This is a genomic window from Sinomicrobium weinanense, from assembly GCF_018863395.1.
GTDB classification, from domain to species: domain Bacteria; phylum Bacteroidota; class Bacteroidia; order Flavobacteriales; family Flavobacteriaceae; genus Sinomicrobium; species Sinomicrobium weinanense.
The window spans coordinates 779,452-802,734 of the sequence record NZ_JAHKRR010000002.1 but is presented as its reverse complement, the minus strand read 5'-3'; the positions used below and the strand labels follow the sequence as shown (position 1 = coordinate 802,734).

Sequence of the window (23,283 nt, the reverse complement as noted above, 5' to 3'; positions counted from 1 at the left end):
AGATTGAAAGAGATTGATTTTGAGGGTGTCTTGAATCTTCTTCAATCTTCCGGCGTAGCCGGTATCAATCTCCTGTCAATCTTTCGACCTTGGGTATCAGCGAATGCCCTTTATAAATTCGGGAATACCTTCAATGCCCTTTTCAGAAATCGTTTTGATAAAAGCGGAACCTATAATGGCTCCCCTGGCCAGTTTTGTTGCTGCTTTGTAAGTTTCGGCATTGCTGATCCCGAAACCTACAACCTGCGGGTTTTTCAGATGGAGCGCATGGATGCGTTCAAAATACTGTTTTTGAACATCACCGAAAGTGTTTTTTGCCCCGGTAACGCTGGCCGAACTTACCATATAGATAAATCCGTCAGAAACCGAATCGATGAAACGGATGCGTTCGTCCGGGGTTTGCGGGGTGATGAGGAAAATATTGAACAGGCTGTATCTTTCAAACATATCTTTGTATTCCTCTTCGTAAACATCTACGGGAAGGTCGGGGATAATAAGCCCGTCTATACCTGTTTCCGCACATTGGACACAAAACCGCTCCACGCCATATTGCATCATGGGGTTGAAATATCCCATAAGGATAAGGGGAATGTGTATCTTATCCCGGACATTTTTCAGCTGGTCGAAAAGTTTGGTGGTGGTCATCCCGTTTTTCAGTGCCCTGGTAGAGCTTTCCTGGATGGTAGGGCCGTCTGCCAGGGGGTCGCTGAAAGGGAGGCCTATTTCTACCATGTCCACTCCGCTTTCCTGTAGTTTCTCAAGGATTGGAACAGTGTCTTCAAGATCGGGATAGCCGGCGGTGAAATATATGGACAGGATCTTTTTGTCTTCCTGTAATTTTTGATGTATCCTGTTTGTTGTCATGTTATTTTGTGTGATTTATCGTTATTCCGGTTTTTTTAGATCGTATTTTGAGTTTTTGCTCATAGGTCATCTATTGAAAATAATTATGGGGCGGGGTGTATGGGACAGGCCCATGGGCCTGTCCGTACTGCGGGGCTAAAGCCCGAAATGATCGATATATGTGTTCAGGTCCTTGTCGCCTCTTCCGGATAATGCTACCACAATGATATCATCCGGTTTGAAAGTGTTGTTTTCGAAAATGGCCAGGGCATGGCTGGTTTCTATGGCGGGGATAATGCCTTCCAGCTTGCACAGTTCCAGTCCGGCTTTCATGGCTTCGTCGTCGGTGATGGCCTTGAATTCCGCTCTCCCGGAGGTGTGTAGATAGGCATGCATGGGGCCTACACCGGGATAATCCAGTCCGGCGGAAATGGAATAGGGTTCGGTGATCTGTCCGTCGTCCGTCTGCATGAGCAGGGTCTTGCAGCCGTGAATAATCCCTTTGTGCCCCAATACGGAAGTAGCGGCGCTTTCCCCGGAATCGATCCCTTTCCCGGCGGCTTCTACGGCAATGATGCCTACATCTTCATTGTGAAGAAAATGATAAAATGTTCCCGCAGCATTGCTGCCTCCGCCTATACAAGCCACAACATAATCGGGGTTTTCCCTTCCTTCTTTTTCTTTCAGCTGGTATTTGATCTCTTCGGAAATGACGCTCTGAAAACGGGTCACCATATCCGGATAGGGATGTGGCCCTATGGCCGATCCTATGATATAGTGGGTATCCACAGGATTGTTGATCCAGTCTCGAATGGCCTCGTTGGTGGCATCTTTCAGGGTGCGGCTTCCGGAAAGTGCCGGGCGTACTTCGGCACCGAGCATTTTCATCCTGGCCACATTGGGTGCCTGGCGGGCTATATCTATCTCACCCATATACACTATGCATTGCATTCCCATAAGGGCACAAACGGTTGCGGTGGCTACCCCGTGCTGACCTGCACCGGTTTCTGCGATGATACGTGTCTTGCCCAGGCGTTTTGCCATGAGTATCTGCCCTATGGTATTGTTGATCTTGTGTGCCCCGGTGTGGTTGAGGTCTTCGCGTTTCAGGTATATCCTGGGGCCGTATTTTTCCGACATCCGTTTCGCAAAATAAAGCGGAGACGGACGGCCTACATAATCTTTCAGCAGCTGGTTAAATTCTTCTTTAAACGAGGGATCGCTCATCACTTCCAGGTATTTTTGGCGCAGCTCCTCTACGTTGGGATACAGCATTTCGGGGATAAAGGCCCCGCCAAATTCGCCGTAATAGCCTTTTTCGCTAACGTGATAAGGCCCCGACCCCGGTATGGCCCCGATGGGAGCCATTTTTACTGGTGTTGACATGATATTTTTGATTTAAATTCTTTTAATTTTTCTGTGTTTTTCAGACCTGGTTCGATCTCAAACCTGCTGTTTACATCGATGGCATAACAATAATCCGTTCCCCTGTTGTCTGGCTGGTTTTCTAGGAATGCCAGGACTTTGTCTGCTTCTTCCGGGCCGATCCCGCCACTGAGGAAGAACGGTTTTTTTGAAGGATAGTTCTTCAATACTCGCCAGTCGAAAGTGTAACCGTTGCCGCCGGGCAGTTTTCCTTTAGTGTCGAAAAGGAAATAGTCTGCCGTATCTTCAAAGGGTTTTAGCTGCTCAAAATCAAAGGTGTCCAACATAGAAAATACCTTGATGAGCTCTACTTTACTCTGGAATGTATCCCCGGACAATGCAAGGGCGAGTTCCCTGCAAAATTCCGCTGACTCGCCTCCGTGCAGTTGTACGGCCTGCAAATGATGTTGCCTGACTTTGACGAGGATGTCATTGACCGGGGCTTTTACAAATACGCCGGTCTTTTTGATCCCGGGTAATTTGGGCATTTCCCCTTCAAAGTATCTCGGGGACCTGTCGTAGAAGATAAATCCCATATAATCGGGCTGCAGGGCTGCAACCGCAAGCATGTTGTCGGGGTATTTCATACCGCAGACTTTCAGCTTAGGTTTCATACTGCTTCTATTGAGATGATTATCCGACATTTATTCTTCCAGTTTTTTGATGAAGGCCGAGGCGCTTTGGCCCGGGTCTTCGGTTTTCATAAAATTTTCGCCCACCAGGAAGCCTTTGTACCCGTATTGGCGTAGGTCCCTGATCACTTCGGTATTACTGATACCGCTTTCCGATACTTTTACAAAATCATCGGGGATGATCTCTGCCAGTTGTTTGCTGGTATCGATGCTTACTTCAAAGGTTTTCAGGTTGCGGTTGTTCACCCCCAGCATGTCCAGGCTCGGCATCACCGATCTGTGGAGTTCTTCTTCGTTATGGATCTCCAAAAGTACATCGAGGGACAGGCTTTTGGCAAATTCTGACAGGGATTTTATTTCTTCTCTCGAGAGGACCGCCGCGATCAGCAGAATGACGTCTGCACCGTGGGCCCTGGCTTCCAGGAGCTGGTATTCGTCTATAATAAACTCCTTGCGCAGGAGAGGTATTCCGGTAACGCTCCTGGCGAGCAACAGGTCGTCCAGTGAACCACCGAAATACTTCCCGTCCGTAAGTACCGACATACCGGACACCCCGGCTTTTTCATATCCCAGTGCTATATCGGCCACATTCAGACCCTGGTTAATGACCGAGCGGGAAGGGGAGCGCCTTTTGTGTTCCGCGATGATTCCGGTATGGCTGTTGCTCAGGTTTTTGGCCAGGGAAACCGTTTTCCGGTTGAACAAAGCGAAGGATTCCAGTTGTGAAACGGGAATGATATTTTTTTTGAGCGCTACTTCCCTGCGTTTATCTGTTATTATTTTGTCTAATATGTTAGACATGAGATGTTAGATTTTAGATGTTAGATTTTTTGTTGATATGTGTTTGTTGGCCCGGTAAAGGGTGATGTATAGATTTAGATTGTATTGTTGACAGATGGTGGATGACGGATGGCTGATTTGAATTTTGCTTTCATAATTTTGAGTTTTTAGTGTGTTGGTTTTATTTTCATCTGTCATCTGTCATCTGTCATCTGTCATCTGTCATCTGTCATCCGTCATCCGTCACCGGTCATCTGTCTCAAGATTACTCTATCTGCTGATCTCCTGCAATTTCTTCAACGTTTCCAGAGCCTTGCCCGAAAACAGGCTTTCTTTCGCTATTTCAAAACCTTCCTTCGGTTGCAGGTCTTTTACGGTGGCTATGGCCATTCCGGCATTGGCGCAGACCACGTTGTTCTGGGCTTCGGTGCCTTTTCCCTGGAGTACATTCATAAATATGGTTGCCGAATCCTCTATGGTATCTCCGCCTTTGATGTCTTGTGACTTTAAGGATTCAAGGCCAAAATCTGCTGGTGTCAGCATCTGTTCTACCTGGTTTCGGATGGCCTTGGCGGGCCCGGTGAGGGACAGTTCGTCGTAGCCGTCCAGGGCATGGAGAATGGTATAGTTTTTATCGGTGTTCTGATAGAGGTACCCGTACATCCGGGCGAGTTCCAGGTTAAAAACGCCTACCATCTGGTTTTTGGGAAATGCCGGGTTTACCATGGGCCCCAGCATGTTGAAAAAGGTCTTTACGGCGAGCTCTTTACGAATGGGCCCTACGTTTTTCATGGCAGGGTGGAACAGGGGGGCATGGAGAACACAGATACGGGCTTCGTCCATAGCGCGTTTGATGAAATCCATATCGTTAGAAAATTTAATGCCGAGAAATTCCATGACATTGCTGGAACCGCATTTAGACGAAACCCCGTAATTTCCGTGTTTAGCCACGGGAATTCCGGCCCCTGCAGTTATAAAAGATGCCAGGGTGGAAATATTGAAAGTATCCTTGCCGTCGCCCCCGGTACCGCAGAGGTCTATGGCCTCATATCCGTCGAGGTCTACGGCGACACAGAGTTCCAGGAGGGCGTCGCGGAAGCCTTCCAGTTCTTCCACCGTGATGCTTCGCATCATATAAACAGTAAGGAAGGCAGCAATCTGACTGGTGTTATATGCTCCCCGGGAAATATTGACCAGTACGTTCCTGGCCTCTTCCTTGGAGATGGTTTCGTGGTTGATGAGCCTGTTGAGTATTGCTTTCATTTTGTGGTATTTTAAATCTTTTTTATTCTAAAGGCTTTCCGGATAGAGATGCACAGCCGTGCGTCTTTACGGGGTATCGATCCAGTTTTCTAATATCTTCTTTCCGTCCGGAGTAAGCACTGACTCCGGGTGATATTGTACGCCTTTTACGTCATATTCTTTGTGGCGAAGGGACATGACCTGGCCTGTTTCATCGAATGAAGTGGCTTCCAGGACCTCGGGTAGTTCGGGGTCGACCACCCAGGAGTGGTACCGGCCTACTTCGATCTCTTTGTCCAATCCGTTAAAAAGGGGTTCGTCATCTACGGTGATCTTTACTTTGGTGGCTACCCCGTGATATACCTTGTTCAGGTTGGTGATCCTGCCGCCGAAGACTTCGCCTATGGCCTGCTGACCCAGGCAAACACCCAGTATGCTTTTGGTGGGGGCATATTTTTTGATAATGGCTTTTAAAAGTCCGGCTTCGTCCGGGATGCCGGGGCCGGGGGAGAGCAGTATCTTGTCAAAAGGAGCTGCTTCTTCCAGTTCGAGTTGGTCGTTGCGCTTTACGGTGACTTCACACCCGAGGTCTTCCAGATAATGTACAAGGTTGTACGTAAAGCTATCGTAATTGTCTATGACCAGTATTTTTTTCGTTTTCATCGATTCCGGTTTCTGATTTGTGTTGTCTTTATATACTTTCAGCCAGGTCTAGGGCTTTGTTCAATGCCCCGAGTTTGTTGTACACTTCCTGGAGTTCACTTTCCGGATTAGATTCGGATACCAGTCCCGCTCCGGCCTGATAATGCAGTTGGTGGTTCTTGCTCAGAAAGGTACGTATCATGATGGCGTGATTGTAATTTCCGTCGAAATCCATAAAGCCAATAGCCCCGCCATAGAAATCGCGATTGCAGTTCTCGTATTTGTCTATGAGTTGCATGGCCATGTGTTTCGGGGCGCCGCTCAGGGTTCCGGCAGGGAAGGTGTCGGCCACAACCTGCATGGTAGAGGCGTGGTCGTGCAGTTTTCCCGTGACCTTGGAGACCAGGTGAATAACATGCGAAAAGAACTGCACTTCCCGGTAGGTTTCTACTTTTACCTCATGTCCGTGGCGGCTGAGGTCGTTACGGGCAAGATCTACCAGCATCACGTGCTCGGCATTTTCTTTGGCGTCTTCGGCAAGCTGCCTGGCCAGGATGGTATCCTGCTCGTCGTTCCCTGTACGCCGGAAGGTGCCTGCGATGGGATGGATCTCGGCTTTCCTGTTTTTTATGACCAGTTGGGCTTCGGGCGAAGAACCGAATATCTTAAAGTTGCCATAGTCAAAGAAGAACAGGTAAGGGGAGGGATTAATGCTCCTCAGGGCACGGTATACATTAAATTCATCGCCCTTGAATTTCTGAGAGAACCTTTTGGACAATACGAGCTGGAACACATCGCCCCTGTGACAATGTTTCTTGGCAAAATCCACGTTTTGCTTGTATTCTTCATCCGTGAGGTTGGAAACCGGATCGCCTGTTTTTGTAAAGTTGTAAGTGGCAAAGTTTTTGGATTGCAGCAGTTGTTCTATTTCGGGAATGTTGTTGGTGCCGTCTACACTGTGACAGAAGATATAGGCTTCGTTCTTAAAGTGATTTATGGCGATGATATTCTGATAAACCGCGTAATAGATATCGGGGATATCCAGGGAGCCTTCTTTCGGGGTGATCTCAATATCTTCGAAATAACGAACCCCGTCGTAGGCAATGTAACCGAATAACCCCTTGTTGATAAATTTGAACCCGTTGTCTTTCGATTTGAAAGTGCCAGCAAACTGATGAATGGCCCCGGGTACGTTGGTTTCCCGGTCGATCGCGGTTTTTTTCGTATTGCCGTCGGGATAGGACTCCGTGATGGTTTCGTCTTTGATCTCAATGCTGGCTATGGGATTGCAGCATATATAAGAAAAACTGTTGTCGCTGGCATGGTAATCGCTACCTTCCAGTAACAGGCTGTTGGGATACCTGTCGCGTAGTTTGAGGTATACGCTTACCGGGGTTATGGTATCCGCGAGGATCTGCTTGTAGTTTGTGGTCAGGTGAATCATTATACATAAAATTAAAAAGTCTTAAAAACAAAAAAAGGCTTGTCGTGATGACAAGCCCTGTATATTTTTTTACTTTAAAAAAACCTAATAGTGCCCTAGCTCACGACTTTTGACGTAAGTTATTCCACCACCAGGCAATATTTAAAATAAGTTGCATTTCGCGTTGATTTTCGAGATACAAATATAGAAAGGAAAATGAAACCTGCAAGCTGTAAATGGAATTTATAACATTTTTTTAGCCCTTCATTAAAAAAGGCCCCTTTTTTGTCAAAAGGAGCCTCATTTCTTTCTTATAGCTATTTTTTCCCGATCCTTACTTAGAAATTCAGATCTACTACGAGATCGAATTCGTCGTAGATGATATTATCTCCCAGGTTTTCGAAGAAATTCCCGGATTTGTATTTAATATCATATTTAGTCCTGTCCACTTTAACAGCTCCGGTGGCTTTGTTGCCATAAACGGAAAGTTCAAAAGTAACGGGATGTGTTTTTCCTTTTATGGTAAGGTCACCGGTAACTTCATAGGCATTTTTTCCCGTGGATTTTACTTCGGTAAATACCAATTTGGAGGTAGGATGTGCCTCCACACCGAAAAAGTCGTCAGATTTCAGGTGACCGTTCAGTTTACCCTGGTATTCTCCTTCCAGGTCGGTGCTGGTCAGGGAGGCCATGTCTACGACAAACTCACCTCCTGCTAATTTATCGCCTTCGAAGGTAAGTGTACCTTTTTGGAGGTTTACAGTACCTTCATGAGATCCGGTAACTTTATACCCTTTCCAGGTGACTTTGCTGGTTTTAACGTCTACTTCTTTCTCTTCCTTCTCTACGGAAGTAAATGCGGTGGCGCTGAATGCGACCACCAGGGCCAGGACTGCTTTTGCAAATTTGTTTTTCATGTTATTCTCAATGTTAAATTTGATGTTTATGTTTTTTTGTTATCTGTACAGGTTTGAATAGCTTCAAAAATAGATGATTTCTGTTCAACCTCTGCTGTTTTTTATTTTATAAAGTGGTAAATAATTCTTCGGCTGTACGTCTTACCTTGGCATAGTGCTGGGTATCATCCTCCTCGGAGCGGTATCCGATCGTGGCAATGACCGCAGCGTTGAGCCCTTTTTTGTCCAATCCGAGTATTTTATTGTAACCTTCGGCGTCAAAACCCTCCATTGGGCAGGCATCGATACGGAGTTCGGCCGCGGTTGCCAGCAGGCTTCCCAGTGCAAGGTAGGTCTGTTTGGCAGTCCAGGTGTTTTTTACGTCCTCTGGCAGGGTGACCACCGTATTGTTTATCATGTCGTTGAAACCGGACAGGCTTTCCACCGGGATATTTCTCGTCTTGCTGATGTTATTCATATAAGTCTCGGTGTCTTTTGCAGTAACATTGGTCTTATTGGCAAAGACAATGAGGTGTGAGGCATCTGTGATCTGTGGCTGCCCCCAGGAGACTTCCTTCAGCTGTTTGCGGATCTCCGGGTCTTCGATGACCAGCACTTCATAGGGTTGTAGGCCATAAGATGATGCAGATAAACGTATGGCTTCTTTTAGTGTGGCCAGGTCTTCCGCAGATACTTTCTTACTGGGGTCGAACTTTTTGGTTGCATACCTCCAGTTGAGGGATTCGATTATCGTACTCATTTTTGTTTTAGTTATTAAGGTTTATTTTTATTTGTTATTAACTTCTCAGGGTATCGAGGGTGTGATTGAATGTTTCCAGTTCTTTTTCACTCAGGTCTTTTATGATCTGTTTTTCAATACGGGTTACGGCCACACTGACTTTGTCTACCAGTTCCAGACCGCTTTCCGTGATGAATATTTCCACTTTTCGCCTGTTTTGAGGGCATTGGATCCGCTTTACCAGTCCTTTATCTATCAGCTTGTCCACGATCCGGGTGGTGTTGCTCGTCCTCGCGACCATGCGTTCCTGTATGGTCTGCAGGTTTGCGGGGTTCCCTTTCTGTCCCTTCAGGATACGCAATACATTGAACTGGGGCAGGGAAATATCGTATGGTTTTATCGCTTCGGAAGTTTTGCTGCTTATTTCATTTGCGGTATACATCAGGTTTATAATAGTCCTGGAGTGACTGTGCATTTTTTCCGTTTTGATAATATCTTCGATTCTCATTTGTCTATACAATATCTGTCTGTACAATATTTGTACATACAAATGTATAATAAGTTTTTCATTCCGCCCAAATATTTATCTGATAAATTTTTGTTAAAAGATCTGGATGGAACGGAAGAGTTTATATTTTTATCTGTATGAACGGGATTAATGTCTTAAAAAACAAGCACATGAAACTACTGGTTACTAGTGTATTTTTTGTAATTTTAACATTCTGCAAGACAGATCCGGGGAAGGATAAAGCCGCAGCGGGGGAAACGAGCCTGGCGGATTTTCCTCCCAAGTACATAGTGTCTAACGACAGTATAAAGGTGGATGTATACGATTTTGCAGGTTTTGAACGTTTTTTATATATAAAGGATAATAAGACCTATGTGATTAATTTCTGGGCCACCTGGTGCAGGCCTTGTGTTGCGGAATTGCCTTATTTTGAAAGACTTCAAAAAGAATATAATGATAAAGGAGTGGAGGTGATACTGGTGAGCCTGGATATGCCCGGGATGCTGGAAAAGAAGTTGCTTCCTTTTCTCCGGGAAAAGAAACTGAGATCCAAGGTCGTGGTACTGAACGACCCCAAACAGAACGACTGGATCCCCAAGGTGAATACAGAATGGTCCGGCGCCATACCGGCCACCCTGATATACAACAAGGAAAACCGGGCCTTTTACGAGTCGTCCATGACATACGAAGAGCTGGAAAACAACCTGAATACTTTAAATGACAACCGATGAAAACAATGAAAACCTTATTACTCCTGGCCATTGTTGCCACAATGAGCTCACTTTCGGCTAAAGACCGGGAGCCGGGGTATGACGACGGATATGAGATAGGAGATCTGGCTACGGATTTCAGTCTGAAGAATGTAGACGGCAGAATGGTGTCTCTGTCAGATTATAAGGAGGCCAGGGGATACCTTGTAATATTTACCTGTAATACCTGCCCTTATGCACAGGCTTATGAAGACAGGATCATAGCTCTGGACCAGAAATACAAGAAACAAGGGGTTCCGGTAATAGCTATAAACCCCAACAATCCGGAAAAATCTCCTAAAGACGGTTTTGAGGCCATGAAAGTGCGTGCGGAGGAAAAAGGGTTTACTTTCCCTTACCTGCTGGATGACGGACAAAAAATATTCCCGAAATACGGGGCGGCCAGAACACCCCATGTCTTTCTCCTGGAAAAAACGAAAGCGGGCAATGAGGTGAAATATATAGGGGCCATAGACGATAATTACCAGGACGAAGCCTCTGTGGAAACCCGTTATGTGGAAGATGCGGTGAATGCCATGCTCCGTGGAAAGGAAATAAGAATCAATACCACCAAGGCCATAGGTTGCAGGATTAAAATATAAAACGGAAAAAGTATAATACAGTTTGGCGTAAAAACACCGATATAAACGTAACAATTCAATAAATAATCCGGGCTTAACGGCTCCGGATTTTTTAGTTTTGTGTAATTTTGAAAGTCCGTAATGGGCATTTGATAACTAAAACAGGATAATAAGTCTATACAGACTTTTGAGTATTAATAGTTTGTGTATTTTTATACAAGCATAACAAAATAAAATTATGGCAGATTTGATTCAAGAGGAATGGGCGGAACAGCTGGAAAGCGACAACAATGCAGTGATCCTGGATGTCCGTACGGAAGAAGAGTATGAAGAAGGCTATATTCCCAACGCAATAAATATCGACATCCGGCAGGGACAGGGGTTCATAGACGAACTGGAAAAGCTGGACAAGTCAAAAACCTATTATGTGTATTGCCGTTCCGGTGCCAGAAGTGCACAGGCCTGTAATATTATGAACCAGCTTGGGTTTGAAGAAGCACATAACCTGCTGGGAGGTATTATGGAATGGGAAGGGGAGACTGTGGAGGAATAACCGGTATTCGGTGATCAGTATTCGGTGTTGTTGAGCGAAACTGCCTGCCGGTTTGCCGGTCATTGGCAGGGCCGTGGTCCGACCTCAGGTCACCGAATACTGAATACCCACCACTTTCCACAGGCTTAACTGTGGCCCCAATCCACCTTTCTGGATATGAACATCACGGTGGCCAGGATAAGGAACAGGCCTATACTTCCTACCAAAAGCGCATAGTTTTCCAGTTGGATGATAACATATATAAAGGAATAGAGTACGGTTAGAGAAAGGAATATGAAGGCAGAAAATTTCCGGGTCTTTAATATGGAGTGAGAGTAGACCGTAATCAGTGCAACCACTGAGCTCCCGGCCACCAGGTAGGCCCTGAAGAAATTGCTGTGTTCGGATATCGATAGCAGCAGGGTATAGAACATGGTCAGCGCAAGGCCGATCATAAGATACTGGAACGGGTGGATGCCTATTTTGCTCATAGTCTGTATAAGAAAGAAGATAAGAAAAGTGAGACTGATCACCAGGAAACCGTATTTTGCAGAACGGTCGCTTTTCTGATACTCATCCACAGGGATCATAAAGTTTACTCCGAAAGCAAATTCATTGAGATCAGGTAGCTGGTTAAAATGTTGTTGAGAAAATGGCCTGTTAATATCCAGAACCTTCCACCTTGCATCAAAGCCGTCCTTGTGGATCTTATTTTCGTTATACGGCAGAAATTCCCCGAAGAAATTGGCGGTTTTCCAGTGAGAGGAGATCTTTGCCGTGGTTTCCTTTCCAACGGGAACGAAACTTATCTGCTGGCTCCCCTTTATGTGAAGGGACAGGTGGAAATCTGTACCGGATTTTAACGGAAGGTCTTCCTTCAGCAGCACTGAGCTTTCCACGGTATGAAGGGGAGTGTAACTGTTGCCATGGCCTGCTTTTACGCTGTACTTCGACTCGAAATTGTAATGGTTTTCGTTGAAGTTTATTTGTAGCTTGTTATTAACACCTTTGAGGTTCGAGGTCCGGATGATGATTTTTGCCTTGTCCCACAGTATATGCTCATCACTGATCTCCTGCTCGCTGAAGTCCGGCTTTGTAAAGACTCCCGAAATATCCATTTTACTTTCAAAGACAGAGGTTTTATAGATGCCGTAATATTTTTCTTCCGGGTCTATCCTGGTGTCTATGGCGAGGTTTTCCGGAAAGAAATATGCATAGTTAATGCTTTCAGTGATTTCGGTATAGACTTTTTTCGTATTCTGGTCTGTTACCGTTTTCTCCTGGAATGTTTTGTATGGCACTTTCAGGACAGGTCCGTAAAACAGCACCTCTCCGCCCCATTTTTCGCTGATTTCTTTTACAACCCCTTCTTTGCGTTTCGAACGTTCGCTTATCAGGTCCTGGATATAGGAAAGCGGAATGAGCAGAACGAGGATCAAAAAAGCGATCATAAACATTCTTGCTGTAATTGAGTTTTTAAGCCAGTGGCCGATTTTGCCGGTGTTTTTCTGAGTATTTTCCATGTTGTTTTGTTTTTAAAGTACTTTGAATTTCAAAGTAAATGAATAAAAAAATTATTCGCTCCTGTTTATGAGGTGTTCCAGGGCGCTGAGGTGTTCCTTAAAGGCTTTTCTTCCGGGTGAGGTGACTTTGTAGCGGGTGTTGGGCTTTTTGCCGATAAATCTTTTTTCGACGACAATATATCCGGCCTGCTCCAGGGCTTTGGCATGGCTGGCGAGGTTGCCGTCGGTAATGTCGAGCAGTTCTTTCAGCATTTTGAAATCTGCATATTCATTGACCATCAATACAGACATAATGCCCAGTCGGACACGGTGATCAAATGCCTTGTTTATGTTATTTATAATCCCCAAAACCTATATCCTGTCGTATTTAAAATACATGAAAGCCCCGTAAACGATGTGCATAATACCGAACCCGATGACCCATAACCAGAACCCGTAACCGGGAAACAGTGCAGCGATAAGCCCTAGCAGGATCTCCGTATAGCCCAGGTACCGGATGTCGCCTAAACTGTATTTGGAGGCATTGACCAGGGCCAGTCCGTAAAATATAAGCATCAGTGCCCCTGTTTGCCCGTATTTCTGCTGATCGAGTATGATGAGAATATAAAGCCCCCCGGCCACGAGCGGGATCAGAAAATTGATTACGAGTCGCCGTGAGGAGGTATCCCAGATTTTCTCTCCGTTTTTCCGGGCTTTGCGGGTGCTTAGAAAAATGGCGGTAGCAATGCTGAGAAACGCAACAAGGAACAGGTCGAGGAGTACGAGCCGGAAAATATATCCGTCGAGAATAAGGTATGGGCTCCCGGAATTGGTGACCAGTATATAGGCAACTGCAGCCCCGATCAGGGCGTAAACCCCCGCGAGTATACCAGACAGGCCACTAAGGGATATACAGCGGGAGGACTTTTGCATCAGGTCCTTTATTTCACTGAGGTCCTCCAGGTATTTTTTCGAGTCCATTTTTAAAGTACTTTGAAATACAAAGTTAATTTTTAATTCTTAATACACAACTTTTTTTACGGATTTATAGGGTAGGTCGTAAAACACCTGGAGTTATGGGCTATGCCTTTAATTCCTATGCTGCTCCTTATGTACTTGCGGTAAAATAAATTCCGCATTCAATCTTCATTAACCTTTATTCGATCTCCTGTCAATCCATTTTTTGTATAATCCTTCCTTATTCTTTACATTTATACCTGATTACGAACAAATTAAACTACGCTGCCTGGTTCGTGATCTTTATAAATCAGTATTTACTTAAGGTATGAAGGAAGACTTTTTGCACTACCTGTGGAAATTTCAAAAATTCCACAGGGAAGAGCTATACACCTCTTCACGGGAGAAGGTAGAGGTGATAGCCACGGGACAGCACAATGGCAGCTCCGGTCCCGATTTCTTTAACGCTAAACTCCGGATAGGCGGACAATTATGGGCGGGCAATGTGGAGATCCATCTGAAGTCTTCAGACTGGTATGTACATCATCACGAAAAGGATATGGCCTATGACAATGTGGTGCTTCATGTGGTTTGGGAAGACGATATGCCCGTTTTCCGGAAAGACAATTCCGCTATTCCGGCACTGGAACTGAAAGCGGTAGTCCCTGAAGGGGTTTGGCGCAATTATACCAGCTTGCTGAAAGGGAGTTATGATTTTATAAATTGTGAGAAGGAGATCGGGAAGGTAGACCCGTTTTTGCGGGATAATTACCTCGAACGGTTGTTTTTCGAAAGACTGGAACAAAAGTCCCTGGCTGTTCTTCAAGATCTGGAAAGTTCCCGGAACGATTGGGAAGCCGTATTCTTTAAAAATCTGACAAAAAATTTCGGGTTAAAAGTCAATGGGGAGTCTTTCAGGAGCATAGCCGATTCCATAAGTTACAATACGGTAAGAAAAGTACGGAGCGACCTGCTTCAGCTCGAAGCCCTGTTGTTTGGCCAGGCCGGGTTGCTGGAAAATACAGAAGTCCCGGATTCGTATACCGGGGAATTGCACAGCGAATATATCTATTTAAAGAAAAAGTATCAATTGTCCGGAGCGGGTGTGATCCGTCCTTTGTTCCACAAGCTGCGTCCGGCCAACTTTCCTACTTTGCGGTTGTCGCAGCTTGCCAACCTTTACGTTAATCAGGGGAAGCTGTTTGCTGCGGCGATGGAAGCAGGCCATATCCGTGAATTTTACGACCTGTTTGACAGTACGGCTTCTGCTTACTGGGACCGCCACTATGTTTTTGGTAAGGTATCCGGAAAGAAACGTTCGAAAAACCTTAGCGGGAACTTTATAGACCTGCTGATGATCAATACGGTGATCCCTCTGAAATTTTGCTATGCCCGTCATACCGGCCGGGATGCGAATGCCGCCATACTAGAGATCATGGAAAGCCTGAAGCCGGAAAAGAACAGGGTAACAGACCGTTTTGCCACAACGGGAATAAAAGCCCGAAATGCCGGAGAAAGCCAGGCCCTGCTGCAATTGTACAATACCTATTGTTCCAAAAACAGATGCCTGGAATGCGTTATAGGGCATCATCTTCTTAAAAATTAATGTGCCAATGAGTTAAGAAGCCAATGCATCAATTATCAAATGATCTCATAGGACAATTGACACATTATCTTTATTTTTATCCCCGTGAAAGTATTGAACAACATCCGGTATTTTTTTGAAAAGCACGGTTTTGCCGTATCTTCCCGTCTTGCCGACAGGCTCGGGATGAAAGCCAAAAACGTACGGTTGTTCTTTATATATGTGTCTTTTGCCACTTTTGGTGTATGGTTTGGCGTTTATCTTACCCTGGCTTTTGTACTTAAACTGAAAGACATGGTCTATACCAAGAGAACTTCCGTTTTTGACCTTTAAATAAAATAAAGGTGGTTTGCAGCTTACTACAAAAAATCACTATAAGTTACCATAAATCTCTATAAGTACATAATTATAGGCCTTTGTTTTAAGGAGCCTGTTTTTTTAGAAATGCCCACGAAAAGCGTTTAAGTCACTTCATTATTCTACGATGTTTTTAAAAAGCATTTTTAATATTTTTTTTAACTTTTTTTGATGATTAAATAACGAAATCAGGGTCAAAATTTGATTTAGACCCTTTTTTTTTGGATATTGCCCCCTTCTTTTGTTAAACCTGAGACCTTGGGCCCGATGCAAGTATGTTGCGGCTCCGGACAATAAAACTAAATCTAAACTAATCTTTAAAACATATGAATTTTATGAGAAATAAATTTCTCTCTATTTTTCTAACACTAACTTCTTTTACAGTATTTTCACAGGAATTAGCAATACGGGAAACCCTGGAGAATCCATCAAAAGTGATCAATGACGGACAGATCGTATTACAGGTGGAAGGGGGGCAGGAACCGTATACATATAAATGGAGTGACCAGGACACCCCCCTCGCGTCGAACAAGGCCTCCGGACTTACGGAAGGGATCCCATACGAGGTCACGGTCACAGATGCTGCCGGACTATCAGTCACTAAGGAATACAAGATCCCGGCAAAGTCCATCACAGAAATTTTCAACGGAACCACGCAACCTATAGTAGATGCAATTGGTTCCGTTTTGTTTTGGGACCCTTTTGCAGCGGTGGGTATATACGATCCTGTGATTTATGATGACAATGGTGAGATGCTTTTGCACCCCAATGGTGATCCTATGACGGCAGCTGTACCTTTTATTGTAATATGGCTTGTTATCGGGGGAATATTCTTTACATTTCGTATGGGATTCATAAACCTGAGAGGCTTCAGGCATTCCTTGCAGCTCGCCAGGGGAAAATACGACCAACACGATGCTCCCGGGCAGGTAACCCATTTCCAGGCGTTGGCGACGGCCGTTTCCGGTACTGTGGGATTGGGAAATATCGCGGGGGTGGCCATAGCTATATCCCTGGGAGGCCCCGGAGCTACCTTTTGGATGATGCTCGCAGGATTCGTGGGCATGTCTTCCAAATTCGTGGAATGTTCTCTTGGAGTGAAGTACCGGGAGGTAACAGAAGACGGAAGGGTTTTTGGAGGGCCTATGAGCTACCTGGTAAAAGGACTGAAGGTCCGTGGCATGGAAAAATTCGGTAAAGTCCTGGCCGTAGTCTTTGCAGTGTTGTGTATTGGTGCTTCCTTTGGCGCCGGGAACATGTTCCAGTCCAACCAGGCCTTCGACCAGATGCAGGGGCAGTTCCCAGCTTTGGAAGGTAACGGTTTCTGGTTTGGTGTTATCATGGCCATCATGGTCGGTGCCGTGATCATCGGTGGTATAAAAAGTATAGCCAAGGTAACCAGTAAGGTGGTGCCTGTGATGGCTTCGATCTATGTGGCATCCGCTTTGCTGATCATATTTTTGAATATCAGTCATGTCGGAGAGGCTTTTACCGAGATTTTTAACGGTGCCTTCAACGCCGATGCCCTGAAAGGCGGGCTTGTCGGTGTTATGATACAAGGCCTTAGAAGAGGGGCGTTTTCTAATGAAGCCGGAGTCGGGTCTGCCGCCATAGCACACTCTACGGTGAAAACCAGGAATCCGGTATCTGAAGGGTTTGTGGGGCTTTTGGAACCATTTATAGATACCATAGTAGTGTGTACCCTGACCGCTTTGGTACTGATCTTTACGGGGGTTTATCACGAATCAGAAGGGCTCGGCGGAGCGCAACTGACTTCCCAGGCCTTCGGAAGTGTTATTTCATGGTTCCCTTACGTACTGGCCATAGCAATATTCCTCTTTGCTTTCTCAACAGCTATTTCATGGTCTTATTACGGAATGAGAGCTGCCACTTTTCTTTTCGGAAAAAGTAAAAAGGTAGAGCTTGTATATAAGATATTATTTTTAATGTTCGTAGTTTTGGGGGCTTCGATCAGTTTGGGTGCCGTACTCGAATTTTCGGATATGATGCTTCTTGCCATGGCCTTGCCTAATATTATCGGATTGTATATTATGTCTGGTGAAGTCCGCAAGGATATGAAAGAATACATACGCAAGCTACGGGCGAATGAGCTTTTTAAGAAGCCAAAACAGGTAAAAGCGACAGTTAGAGCTGGTGAGCAGCAGGATTAAACATTATTGTTGAGCATGACAAAGACTAAAGAGTCCTGGGGATCCAGGATTGGGCTTATTCTTGCCATGGCAGGAAATGCCGTTGGACTGGGGAACTTTTTGCGCTTCCCGGTACAGGCAGTGGAAAACGGAGGAGGAGCTTTTATTATACCATACCTGGTATGTTTTCTTCTTATGGGAATTCCGCTGCTATTCATAGAATGGTCTTCCGGAAGATATGGAGGAAGGTTTGGTAACCACAGTACTCCTTATATCCTCGATACGATGACCAAGGGGAGAATACTCAAATATATAGGTGTATTCGGAATATTTACCAACATAGCCGTAGCTGCATATTACGCCTATATCGAATCCTGGACCATGTCATATGTGCTCCACTCCCTGCGAGGCACCTTCAATGGGATGGACCAGACGGAAGTGGCTAACTTTTTCGTTTCCTATACCGATGTACTGCACAGTACTACGGGAATCCCTTTCGAAGCCGTTGTTTTCTATATTCTCTGCCTGTCTATTAATGTATATGTACTGTCCAAGGGGCTTCAGGGTGTGGAAAAAGTGGCCAAGATCGGAATGCCTTTGCTGATCCTTTTCGGTATAGTGCTGGCCATAAGAGGAATTACCCTGGGAACAAGCGGCGCTTCTGAAATATTCCCTGATGCCAATGCGTGGGACGGACTGAATTTTCTGTGGACACCGCAATACGAATCCATACTCGACCTGAAAGTGTGGATGGCTGCTGCCGGGCAGATATTCTTTACCCTTTCCGTAGGGATGGGGACCGTACACTGCTATGCCGCCTATGTAAAAAGTAAGGATGATATTGCGCTTAACGCAGTTTCAGCAGGTTTTATGAACGAGTTTATCGAAGTCGTGATAGGGAGTTCTATTGTTATACCTATTGCTGCCGGATACCTCGGGATGGACTGGGTCAGGGAAAACGCAGGTTTCGGAATGGCCTTTCAGACCATGCCCTATCTTTTCCAGCAATGGGGTACTGTGTTTGCTGCCGTTGCAGGAGTCATGTGGTTCGGGTTGCTGTTCTTTTCAGGGATAACCAGTTCCCTTGCGATGGGAACGCCCTGTGTGAGCTTTATGCAGGACGAGTTTAACTGGAACCGGAAAAAAGGGGCCATAGGCTTTGGCCTGGTCACCCTTATTATGGGACTGCCTACCGTGTTCCTGTTCAATTACGGGGTTTTTAACGAATATGATTACTGGGCAGGGACAGTGAGCCTGGTGCTCTTTGCCATGATGGAAACCATATTGTTCTCCTGGGTGTTCGGTTTGAAAAAAGGCTGGAAGGAGATCAATATGGGGTCGGATATTAAAATTCCGGAAGTGTATAAATACATTATAAAATTCGTAACCCCCGTAATACTGATTGTGGTTTTTCTTGGCACTGTATTTGCACCCAAAGACAATGACTGGTCGGGCAATATCAAGAGCCTGTTTTCCGGGAATGGCTGGACGCTGGATAATTCGTCCATTATAAAAACGATCAGCAATGCCGGACTCAAGGAACAAATAGCTGCCGCTACGGACCCGGCAGTGGTCCAACAGCTTCAGGATACCCTGTTCTGGGTGAGTATGGCCAGGGGGCTATTACTGGTCTTGTTGGTATTTATACTGGGATTGATATATTTGTCCTATAAGAAAAGAGTTAGAGAAGGGAGGGTAACAAGCATATGAACACAACAGCATTGATAATGATGATACTGGCCCAGGGCATCGTAGCCTGTATTGCGGGCTATTTCCTTTACAGGGTACTGACCACTCCGCCTAAACAGGAGCCGGATTCCTTTTCGGAAAATGATGAAGAGGCCCGGGAATAGTACGTGCCATTAAAAGATATTCCGTGATGAAGATATTGTCCCACTTCCGTTTCAACAAAAGAGAGCGAAGTGGGATTTTCTTTTTATTGTTCCTCATTATACTGGCGCAGGGCGTTTATTTTGGCCTGGGTTTTATAGGGCCTTCGGAGGAGACCGGAAAAAATGAAGTGCTGAAAGGGTTTCAGAAAGAGATAGATTCACTGAAAGCCGTTGAAGGTGGTCGTCAGGATACCGTATATCCCTTTAATCCCAATTATATTTCGGACTATAAAGGATATGTCCTGGGGATGACCGTAGAAGAAATTGACAGGTTGCACCGGTACAGAAATGCGGGGAAATTTGTAAATACAACCTCAGAATTTGGTGAGGTAACCGGTGTTTCCGATTCGCTGTTGCGCAAAATATCTCCTTATTTCCGGTTTCCCGTTTTTTCGGGAAAATCCGGAGGAGCAAGGACAGATGATTATGTGCGGGAAGCCGGGAGTGCTGTTAAAAAAGAGGACCTGAACCATGCGGTCGAAGCTGACTTCAGGAGTGTGCCGGGAATAGGGGAGAAGCTATCTGCCCGTATTGTAAAATACCGGGACCTGCTCGGCGGATACTCGCTGAGCGAACAACTCTATGAAGTGTATGGCCTGGATTCAACAGTTGTAAAAAGAGCTTTACAGCGCTTCGAAGTGATCGAACCACCCGTGATACAGAAACTGGACATCAATTCAATTTCACTCAAAGAATTGGCCTCCCTGGCATACCTGAACCGCGAAGAGGCAAGGAAGATAATAGCCTACCGGAGTAGGGCGGGAAAGATAAAATCGTTAGATGAACTCCGTAAAATTGAAAATTTCTCTCCGGGAAAAATTCGTAGAATTAAACTATATTTGACCACGGAATAATGGCATAGCGTAAAATACGTATGAAGGAAAGAAAAACGGAAGCCGGTAACGACCATCCGGATTTTCGGAATGGATGACCCGGCCGTATGAAAATATCTGCCAGATTATGTCGTTATACCATAGAAAAAAAGTGTAGGAGGTTGTGAAATCTGCCTCCTGTTTTTTTATCTTTATTTTAGGGTTTTCAGCTTGTTTTATATATTTGAACGTCGTATTTTTGTTGTTCTTTAAAACTTGATTATCATATATTTAATTAAATAATACGTTAAATGGATATCGATATAAACACCACTATGAACTTTGACTATTCTGAGACCCAGAAAATGGTCAAGGCCTCCGCGAGGGAATTTGCGGAACAGTTTATAAGGCCTCACGTCATGGAGTGGGATGAAAAGCAGACATTCCCCGTAGAGTTATTCAAAAAAGCCGGGGAACTGGGGTTTATGGGGGTTTTGGTTCCTGAGCAATACGGAGGTTCCGGGCTGGGCTACCACGAATACATAGCGGTCATTGAGGAAATATCGAGGGTTGACCCTTCCATAGGTCTTTCCGTAGCGGCGCACAATTCGCTTTGCACCAATCATATTCTCGAATTTGCTAACGAAGAACAAAAACAGAAATGGCTGCCTAAACTTGCCACAGGACAGTGGATCGGTGCCTGGGGGCTTACCGAACACAATACGGGGTCTGATGCCGGAGGTATGAATACCACAGCTGTAAAAGAAGGAGGTGAATGGGTGCTTAATGGGGCTAAAAACTTTATCACCCATGGAAGGAGCGGAGATATTGCCGTTGTGATCGTCAGGACCGGGGAAAAGGGGGATTCCCGTGGGATGACGGCCTTTGCGGTAGAGAGAGGGACTCCCGGGTTTTCCAGTGGTAAGAAAGAAGATAAGCTGGGGATGCGTGCCAGTGAAACTGCCGAACTGGTTTTTGATAATTGCAGGATCCCCGATGCTAACAGGCTGGGGAGTGTAGGAGAAGGGTTTATACAGTCCATGAAAGTCCTGGATGGTGGAAGGATATCTATCGGGGCACTGTCTCTGGGAACTGCCAAGGGAGCTTATGAAGCTGCATTGAAATATTCAAAAGAGAGAAAGCAATTCGGAAAAGCCATTTGTGAGTTCCAGGGAATATCCTTTAAACTTGCGGATATGGCTACCGAGATCGAGGTGTCGGAACTGTTACTGCACAAGGCGGCATTTGGTAAGAATGCAGGCCGTGAAATTACCAAGGTGAGTGCTATGGCCAAGATGTATGCTTCCGAGGCCTGTGTAAAGATAGCCAGCGAAGCTGTACAGATACACGGGGGGTATGGTTATATCAAGGACTTTCCGGTGGAAAAATTCTACCGGGATTCCAAATTGTGTACCATAGGAGAAGGTACAACCGAGATACAGAAAGTGGTTATTTCGAGGCAGATCCTGAAATAACAAAACGTTTGAGGTGCACGATAGTGTGTCTTTATGGGTTGAGCCTTTGTTTCGGGTAAGGCATGCCCCTGGTAAAAAATAAAAATATTTTGGAGATATTAAAATTAATGGTGTACATTTGCAATCCTAAATGAAAGGGGGTGGTTAAGACATGTTAATAATACCGATAAAAGAAGGCGAAAATATAGACAGAGCGCTGAAGCGTTTCAAAAGGAAGTTCGATCGTACAGGGACAATGCGTCAACTGCGTTCCCGTCAGCAATTCACAAAACCTTCTGTGAAGAGAAGATCGCAAATCCAGAAAGCACAATACATTCAGCATTTGAGGGATCAGGAAGATATCTAGTATTCTCCTGTTTCGGATAAAATAAGAACCTCCTGCATTTATACATGCGGGAGGTTTTTTTATGGTACAGCCTTTCTTGTGTTATACTTTTCTAAGCTCGGCCCCAAAAGTTTTGGAGTTTTGGAGTTCGGAGTTGCAAAACGTGTAGGATTTAAACGTAGTAAAAAAGGATCGTACTTGTCCCGGTCAAAAGTCGGGAAAGGCATTTTCTGTATTCCTTATTTTAAGTTTAGTAACTTTGTTTGTCTAAAGGTTTGTTTATGTCTGTTTCCGCTTTTCTGGAATATCTTCGCCTGGAGAAAAACTATTCGGCGCATACAGTAAGAGCTTATAAGAGGGACCTGGAGTTTTTTACAGATTTCTGCTTGTCTGAGTATGATGTGGAGGGTATTCGTGAGGCTGCCTATCCCCTGATCCGGAACTGGATAGTGAAGCTGGTGGATGACGGGCTTTCGAACCGCACAGTAAACCGCAAGATAGCCTCTTTGAATGCTTACTACAAATTTCTTGTCCGGATAAAAGATATCAAGGTAAACCCGCTTGCCAAACACAAGTCCCTGAAAACGCCAAAAAAAGTAGAGGTGCCTTTTTCTGAAGAAGAAATGCAGGCCGTGCTCCGTGTCATTTCCTATAAAGACGATTTTGAAGGGCTCCGGGATCAGTGTGTTATAGAGTTGTTCTATGCTACCGGGATGCGAAGGAGTGAACTTATGAACCTGAAGGTGGGGGATATCGATTTTTCTGCGGGTACCATTAAAATATTGGGAAAGCGCAATAAAGAGAGGGTTGTTCCTTTGCTTCGGCATTTAAGAGGTGTTATAAAGGCCTATCTGGAAAAAAGAAAGGAAGTGGCTACAATAGCATCCGGGGATATCTTAATTTTGGTTAAAAACGGGAATAAAATTTACGAAACACTTGTTTATCGGGTAATAAATCGTTATTTTAGTGAGGTGTCTTTTAAGGTGAAAAAGAGTCCGCATATTTTAAGGCATACCTTTGCGACTCATATACTTAATAAAGGCGCAGATCTGAATTCGGTAAAGGAACTATTAGGGCATTCCAGTCTCGCTTCTACACAGGTATACACGCACAACAGCATTGCGCAGTTGAAGAAAGTGTATGGGGAAGCGCACCCCAGGAACAAGAAGTAATTCCCGCAGCCGGACGAATTAATGTTTAACCCAGAAAGCACTTGTATTTTATCCGGTACAGATG

At 45.1% G+C, this 23,283-nt stretch carries 25 protein-coding genes; 12 read left to right on the top strand and 13 right to left on the bottom strand.

The features are described from left to right. Positions 1-96: 96 nt before the first annotated feature. The 10 genes from trpA to KN811_RS08935 form a co-directional block, all read right to left on the bottom strand. Positions 97-864: a tryptophan synthase subunit alpha gene (gene trpA / locus KN811_RS08980; protein WP_187965664.1), complete on the bottom strand. Its 768-nt coding sequence runs from the start codon at positions 862-864 to the stop codon at positions 97-99. A gap of 135 nt (positions 865-999) precedes the next feature. After that, the gene (gene trpB, locus KN811_RS08975) at positions 1,000-2,229 is read right to left on the bottom strand and encodes a tryptophan synthase subunit beta (RefSeq protein WP_247716439.1); all 1,230 of its coding nucleotides are present in this window, start codon (positions 2,227-2,229) and stop codon (positions 1,000-1,002) included. Further along, positions 2,214-2,882, bottom strand: a complete 669-nt coding sequence (locus KN811_RS08970; RefSeq protein ID WP_247716438.1) for a phosphoribosylanthranilate isomerase — start codon at positions 2,880-2,882, stop codon at positions 2,214-2,216. The genes trpB and KN811_RS08970 overlap by 16 nt, the downstream gene beginning before the upstream one ends. Before the next feature lie 30 nt (positions 2,883-2,912). Further along, positions 2,913-3,701: an indole-3-glycerol phosphate synthase TrpC gene (gene trpC / locus KN811_RS08965; RefSeq protein ID WP_187965663.1), complete on the bottom strand. Its 789-nt coding sequence runs from the start codon at positions 3,699-3,701 to the stop codon at positions 2,913-2,915. A 249-nt stretch (positions 3,702-3,950) separates the two neighbouring features. Then, entirely contained in the window at positions 3,951-4,943 is a 993-nt protein-coding gene (gene trpD / locus KN811_RS08960; protein ID WP_187965662.1) for an anthranilate phosphoribosyltransferase, read from the bottom strand. 66 nt (positions 4,944-5,009) lie between these two features. Further along, a complete protein-coding gene (locus KN811_RS08955; RefSeq protein WP_187965661.1) occupies positions 5,010-5,585 on the bottom strand; it encodes an anthranilate synthase component II in 576 nt (191 codons plus the stop codon). Between the two features lie 28 nt (positions 5,586-5,613). Next, positions 5,614-7,008: an anthranilate synthase component I family protein gene (locus KN811_RS08950; RefSeq protein ID WP_187965660.1), complete on the bottom strand. Its 1,395-nt coding sequence runs from the start codon at positions 7,006-7,008 to the stop codon at positions 5,614-5,616. 317 nt (positions 7,009-7,325) lie between these two features. After that, positions 7,326-7,904: a YceI family protein gene (locus tag KN811_RS08945; protein ID WP_187965659.1), complete on the bottom strand. Its 579-nt coding sequence runs from the start codon at positions 7,902-7,904 to the stop codon at positions 7,326-7,328. A gap of 106 nt (positions 7,905-8,010) precedes the next feature. Continuing rightward, entirely contained in the window at positions 8,011-8,643 is a 633-nt protein-coding gene (locus KN811_RS08940) for an NAD(P)H-dependent oxidoreductase (protein WP_187965658.1), read from the bottom strand. A gap of 37 nt (positions 8,644-8,680) precedes the next feature. Continuing rightward, positions 8,681-9,130: a MarR family winged helix-turn-helix transcriptional regulator gene (locus KN811_RS08935; RefSeq protein ID WP_187965657.1), complete on the bottom strand. Its 450-nt coding sequence runs from the start codon at positions 9,128-9,130 to the stop codon at positions 8,681-8,683. Positions 9,131-9,300: 170 nt separating this feature from the next. Here KN811_RS08935 and KN811_RS08930 point away from each other — a divergent pair, with 170 nt between their 5' ends. From KN811_RS08930 to KN811_RS08920, 3 genes are all read left to right on the top strand, one after another. Then, positions 9,301-9,861 carry a TlpA disulfide reductase family protein gene (locus tag KN811_RS08930; protein WP_187965656.1) on the top strand — a complete coding sequence of 187 codons (561 nt, stop codon included), beginning with the start codon at positions 9,301-9,303 and terminating at the stop codon, positions 9,859-9,861. Next, on the top strand, positions 9,858-10,481 hold the full coding sequence (locus KN811_RS08925) for a thioredoxin family protein (RefSeq protein WP_187965655.1): 624 nt from the start codon (positions 9,858-9,860) through the stop codon (positions 10,479-10,481). Before KN811_RS08930 ends, KN811_RS08925 begins: the two co-directional genes overlap by 4 nt. A gap of 217 nt (positions 10,482-10,698) precedes the next feature. Continuing rightward, positions 10,699-11,013, top strand: a complete 315-nt coding sequence (locus tag KN811_RS08920) for a rhodanese-like domain-containing protein (protein WP_187965654.1) — start codon at positions 10,699-10,701, stop codon at positions 11,011-11,013. 125 nt (positions 11,014-11,138) lie between these two features. Here KN811_RS08920 and creD read toward each other — a convergent pair whose 3' ends face one another. Genes creD through KN811_RS08905 form a run of 3 tightly spaced genes read right to left on the bottom strand, consistent with a single transcriptional unit; the run spans position 11,139 to position 13,475 of the window. After that, positions 11,139-12,515, bottom strand: coding sequence for a cell envelope integrity protein CreD (gene creD / locus KN811_RS08915; RefSeq protein ID WP_187965653.1), 1,377 nt, complete (start codon positions 12,513-12,515; stop codon positions 11,139-11,141). Positions 12,516-12,566: 51 nt separating this feature from the next. Then, entirely contained in the window at positions 12,567-12,863 is a 297-nt protein-coding gene (locus tag KN811_RS08910) for a winged helix-turn-helix domain-containing protein (protein ID WP_187965652.1), read from the bottom strand. Between the two features lie 3 nt (positions 12,864-12,866). Next, positions 12,867-13,475 carry a hypothetical protein gene (locus KN811_RS08905; protein ID WP_187965651.1) on the bottom strand — a complete coding sequence of 203 codons (609 nt, stop codon included), beginning with the start codon at positions 13,473-13,475 and terminating at the stop codon, positions 12,867-12,869. A 304-nt stretch (positions 13,476-13,779) separates the two neighbouring features. Between KN811_RS08905 and KN811_RS08900 the strand changes: the two genes are divergently transcribed. The 9 genes from KN811_RS08900 (at position 13,780) to KN811_RS08860 (ending at position 23,219) form a co-directional block, all read left to right on the top strand. Next, positions 13,780-15,057, top strand: coding sequence for a DUF2851 family protein (locus KN811_RS08900; protein WP_187965650.1), 1,278 nt, complete (start codon positions 13,780-13,782; stop codon positions 15,055-15,057). Between the two features lie 93 nt (positions 15,058-15,150). Beyond that, positions 15,151-15,369, top strand: a complete 219-nt coding sequence (locus KN811_RS08895) for a PspC domain-containing protein (RefSeq protein ID WP_223129387.1) — start codon at positions 15,151-15,153, stop codon at positions 15,367-15,369. Positions 15,370-15,728: 359 nt separating this feature from the next. After that, positions 15,729-17,564, top strand: a complete 1,836-nt coding sequence (locus KN811_RS08890; protein WP_187965648.1) for an amino acid carrier protein — start codon at positions 15,729-15,731, stop codon at positions 17,562-17,564. Between the two features lie 15 nt (positions 17,565-17,579). Beyond that, positions 17,580-19,253, top strand: coding sequence for a sodium-dependent transporter (locus KN811_RS08885; protein ID WP_187965647.1), 1,674 nt, complete (start codon positions 17,580-17,582; stop codon positions 19,251-19,253). Further along, on the top strand, positions 19,250-19,396 hold the full coding sequence (locus tag KN811_RS08880) for a hypothetical protein (protein ID WP_187965646.1): 147 nt from the start codon (positions 19,250-19,252) through the stop codon (positions 19,394-19,396). Before KN811_RS08885 ends, KN811_RS08880 begins: the two co-directional genes overlap by 4 nt. A 26-nt stretch (positions 19,397-19,422) precedes the next feature. Then, a complete protein-coding gene (locus tag KN811_RS08875) occupies positions 19,423-20,289 on the top strand; it encodes a ComEA family DNA-binding protein (RefSeq protein ID WP_187965645.1) in 867 nt (288 codons plus the stop codon). A 293-nt stretch (positions 20,290-20,582) separates the two neighbouring features. Then, complete coding sequence (locus KN811_RS08870; RefSeq protein WP_187965683.1) at positions 20,583-21,722, top strand: acyl-CoA dehydrogenase family protein; 1,140 nt, start codon at positions 20,583-20,585, stop codon at positions 21,720-21,722. A gap of 151 nt (positions 21,723-21,873) precedes the next feature. Continuing rightward, the gene (rpsU, locus tag KN811_RS08865) at positions 21,874-22,068 is read left to right on the top strand and encodes a 30S ribosomal protein S21 (protein ID WP_187965644.1); all 195 of its coding nucleotides are present in this window, start codon (positions 21,874-21,876) and stop codon (positions 22,066-22,068) included. 260 nt (positions 22,069-22,328) lie between these two features. Continuing rightward, positions 22,329-23,219: a tyrosine-type recombinase/integrase gene (locus KN811_RS08860; protein ID WP_187965643.1), complete on the top strand. Its 891-nt coding sequence runs from the start codon at positions 22,329-22,331 to the stop codon at positions 23,217-23,219. The last annotated feature ends 64 nt before the right edge of the window (positions 23,220-23,283 follow it).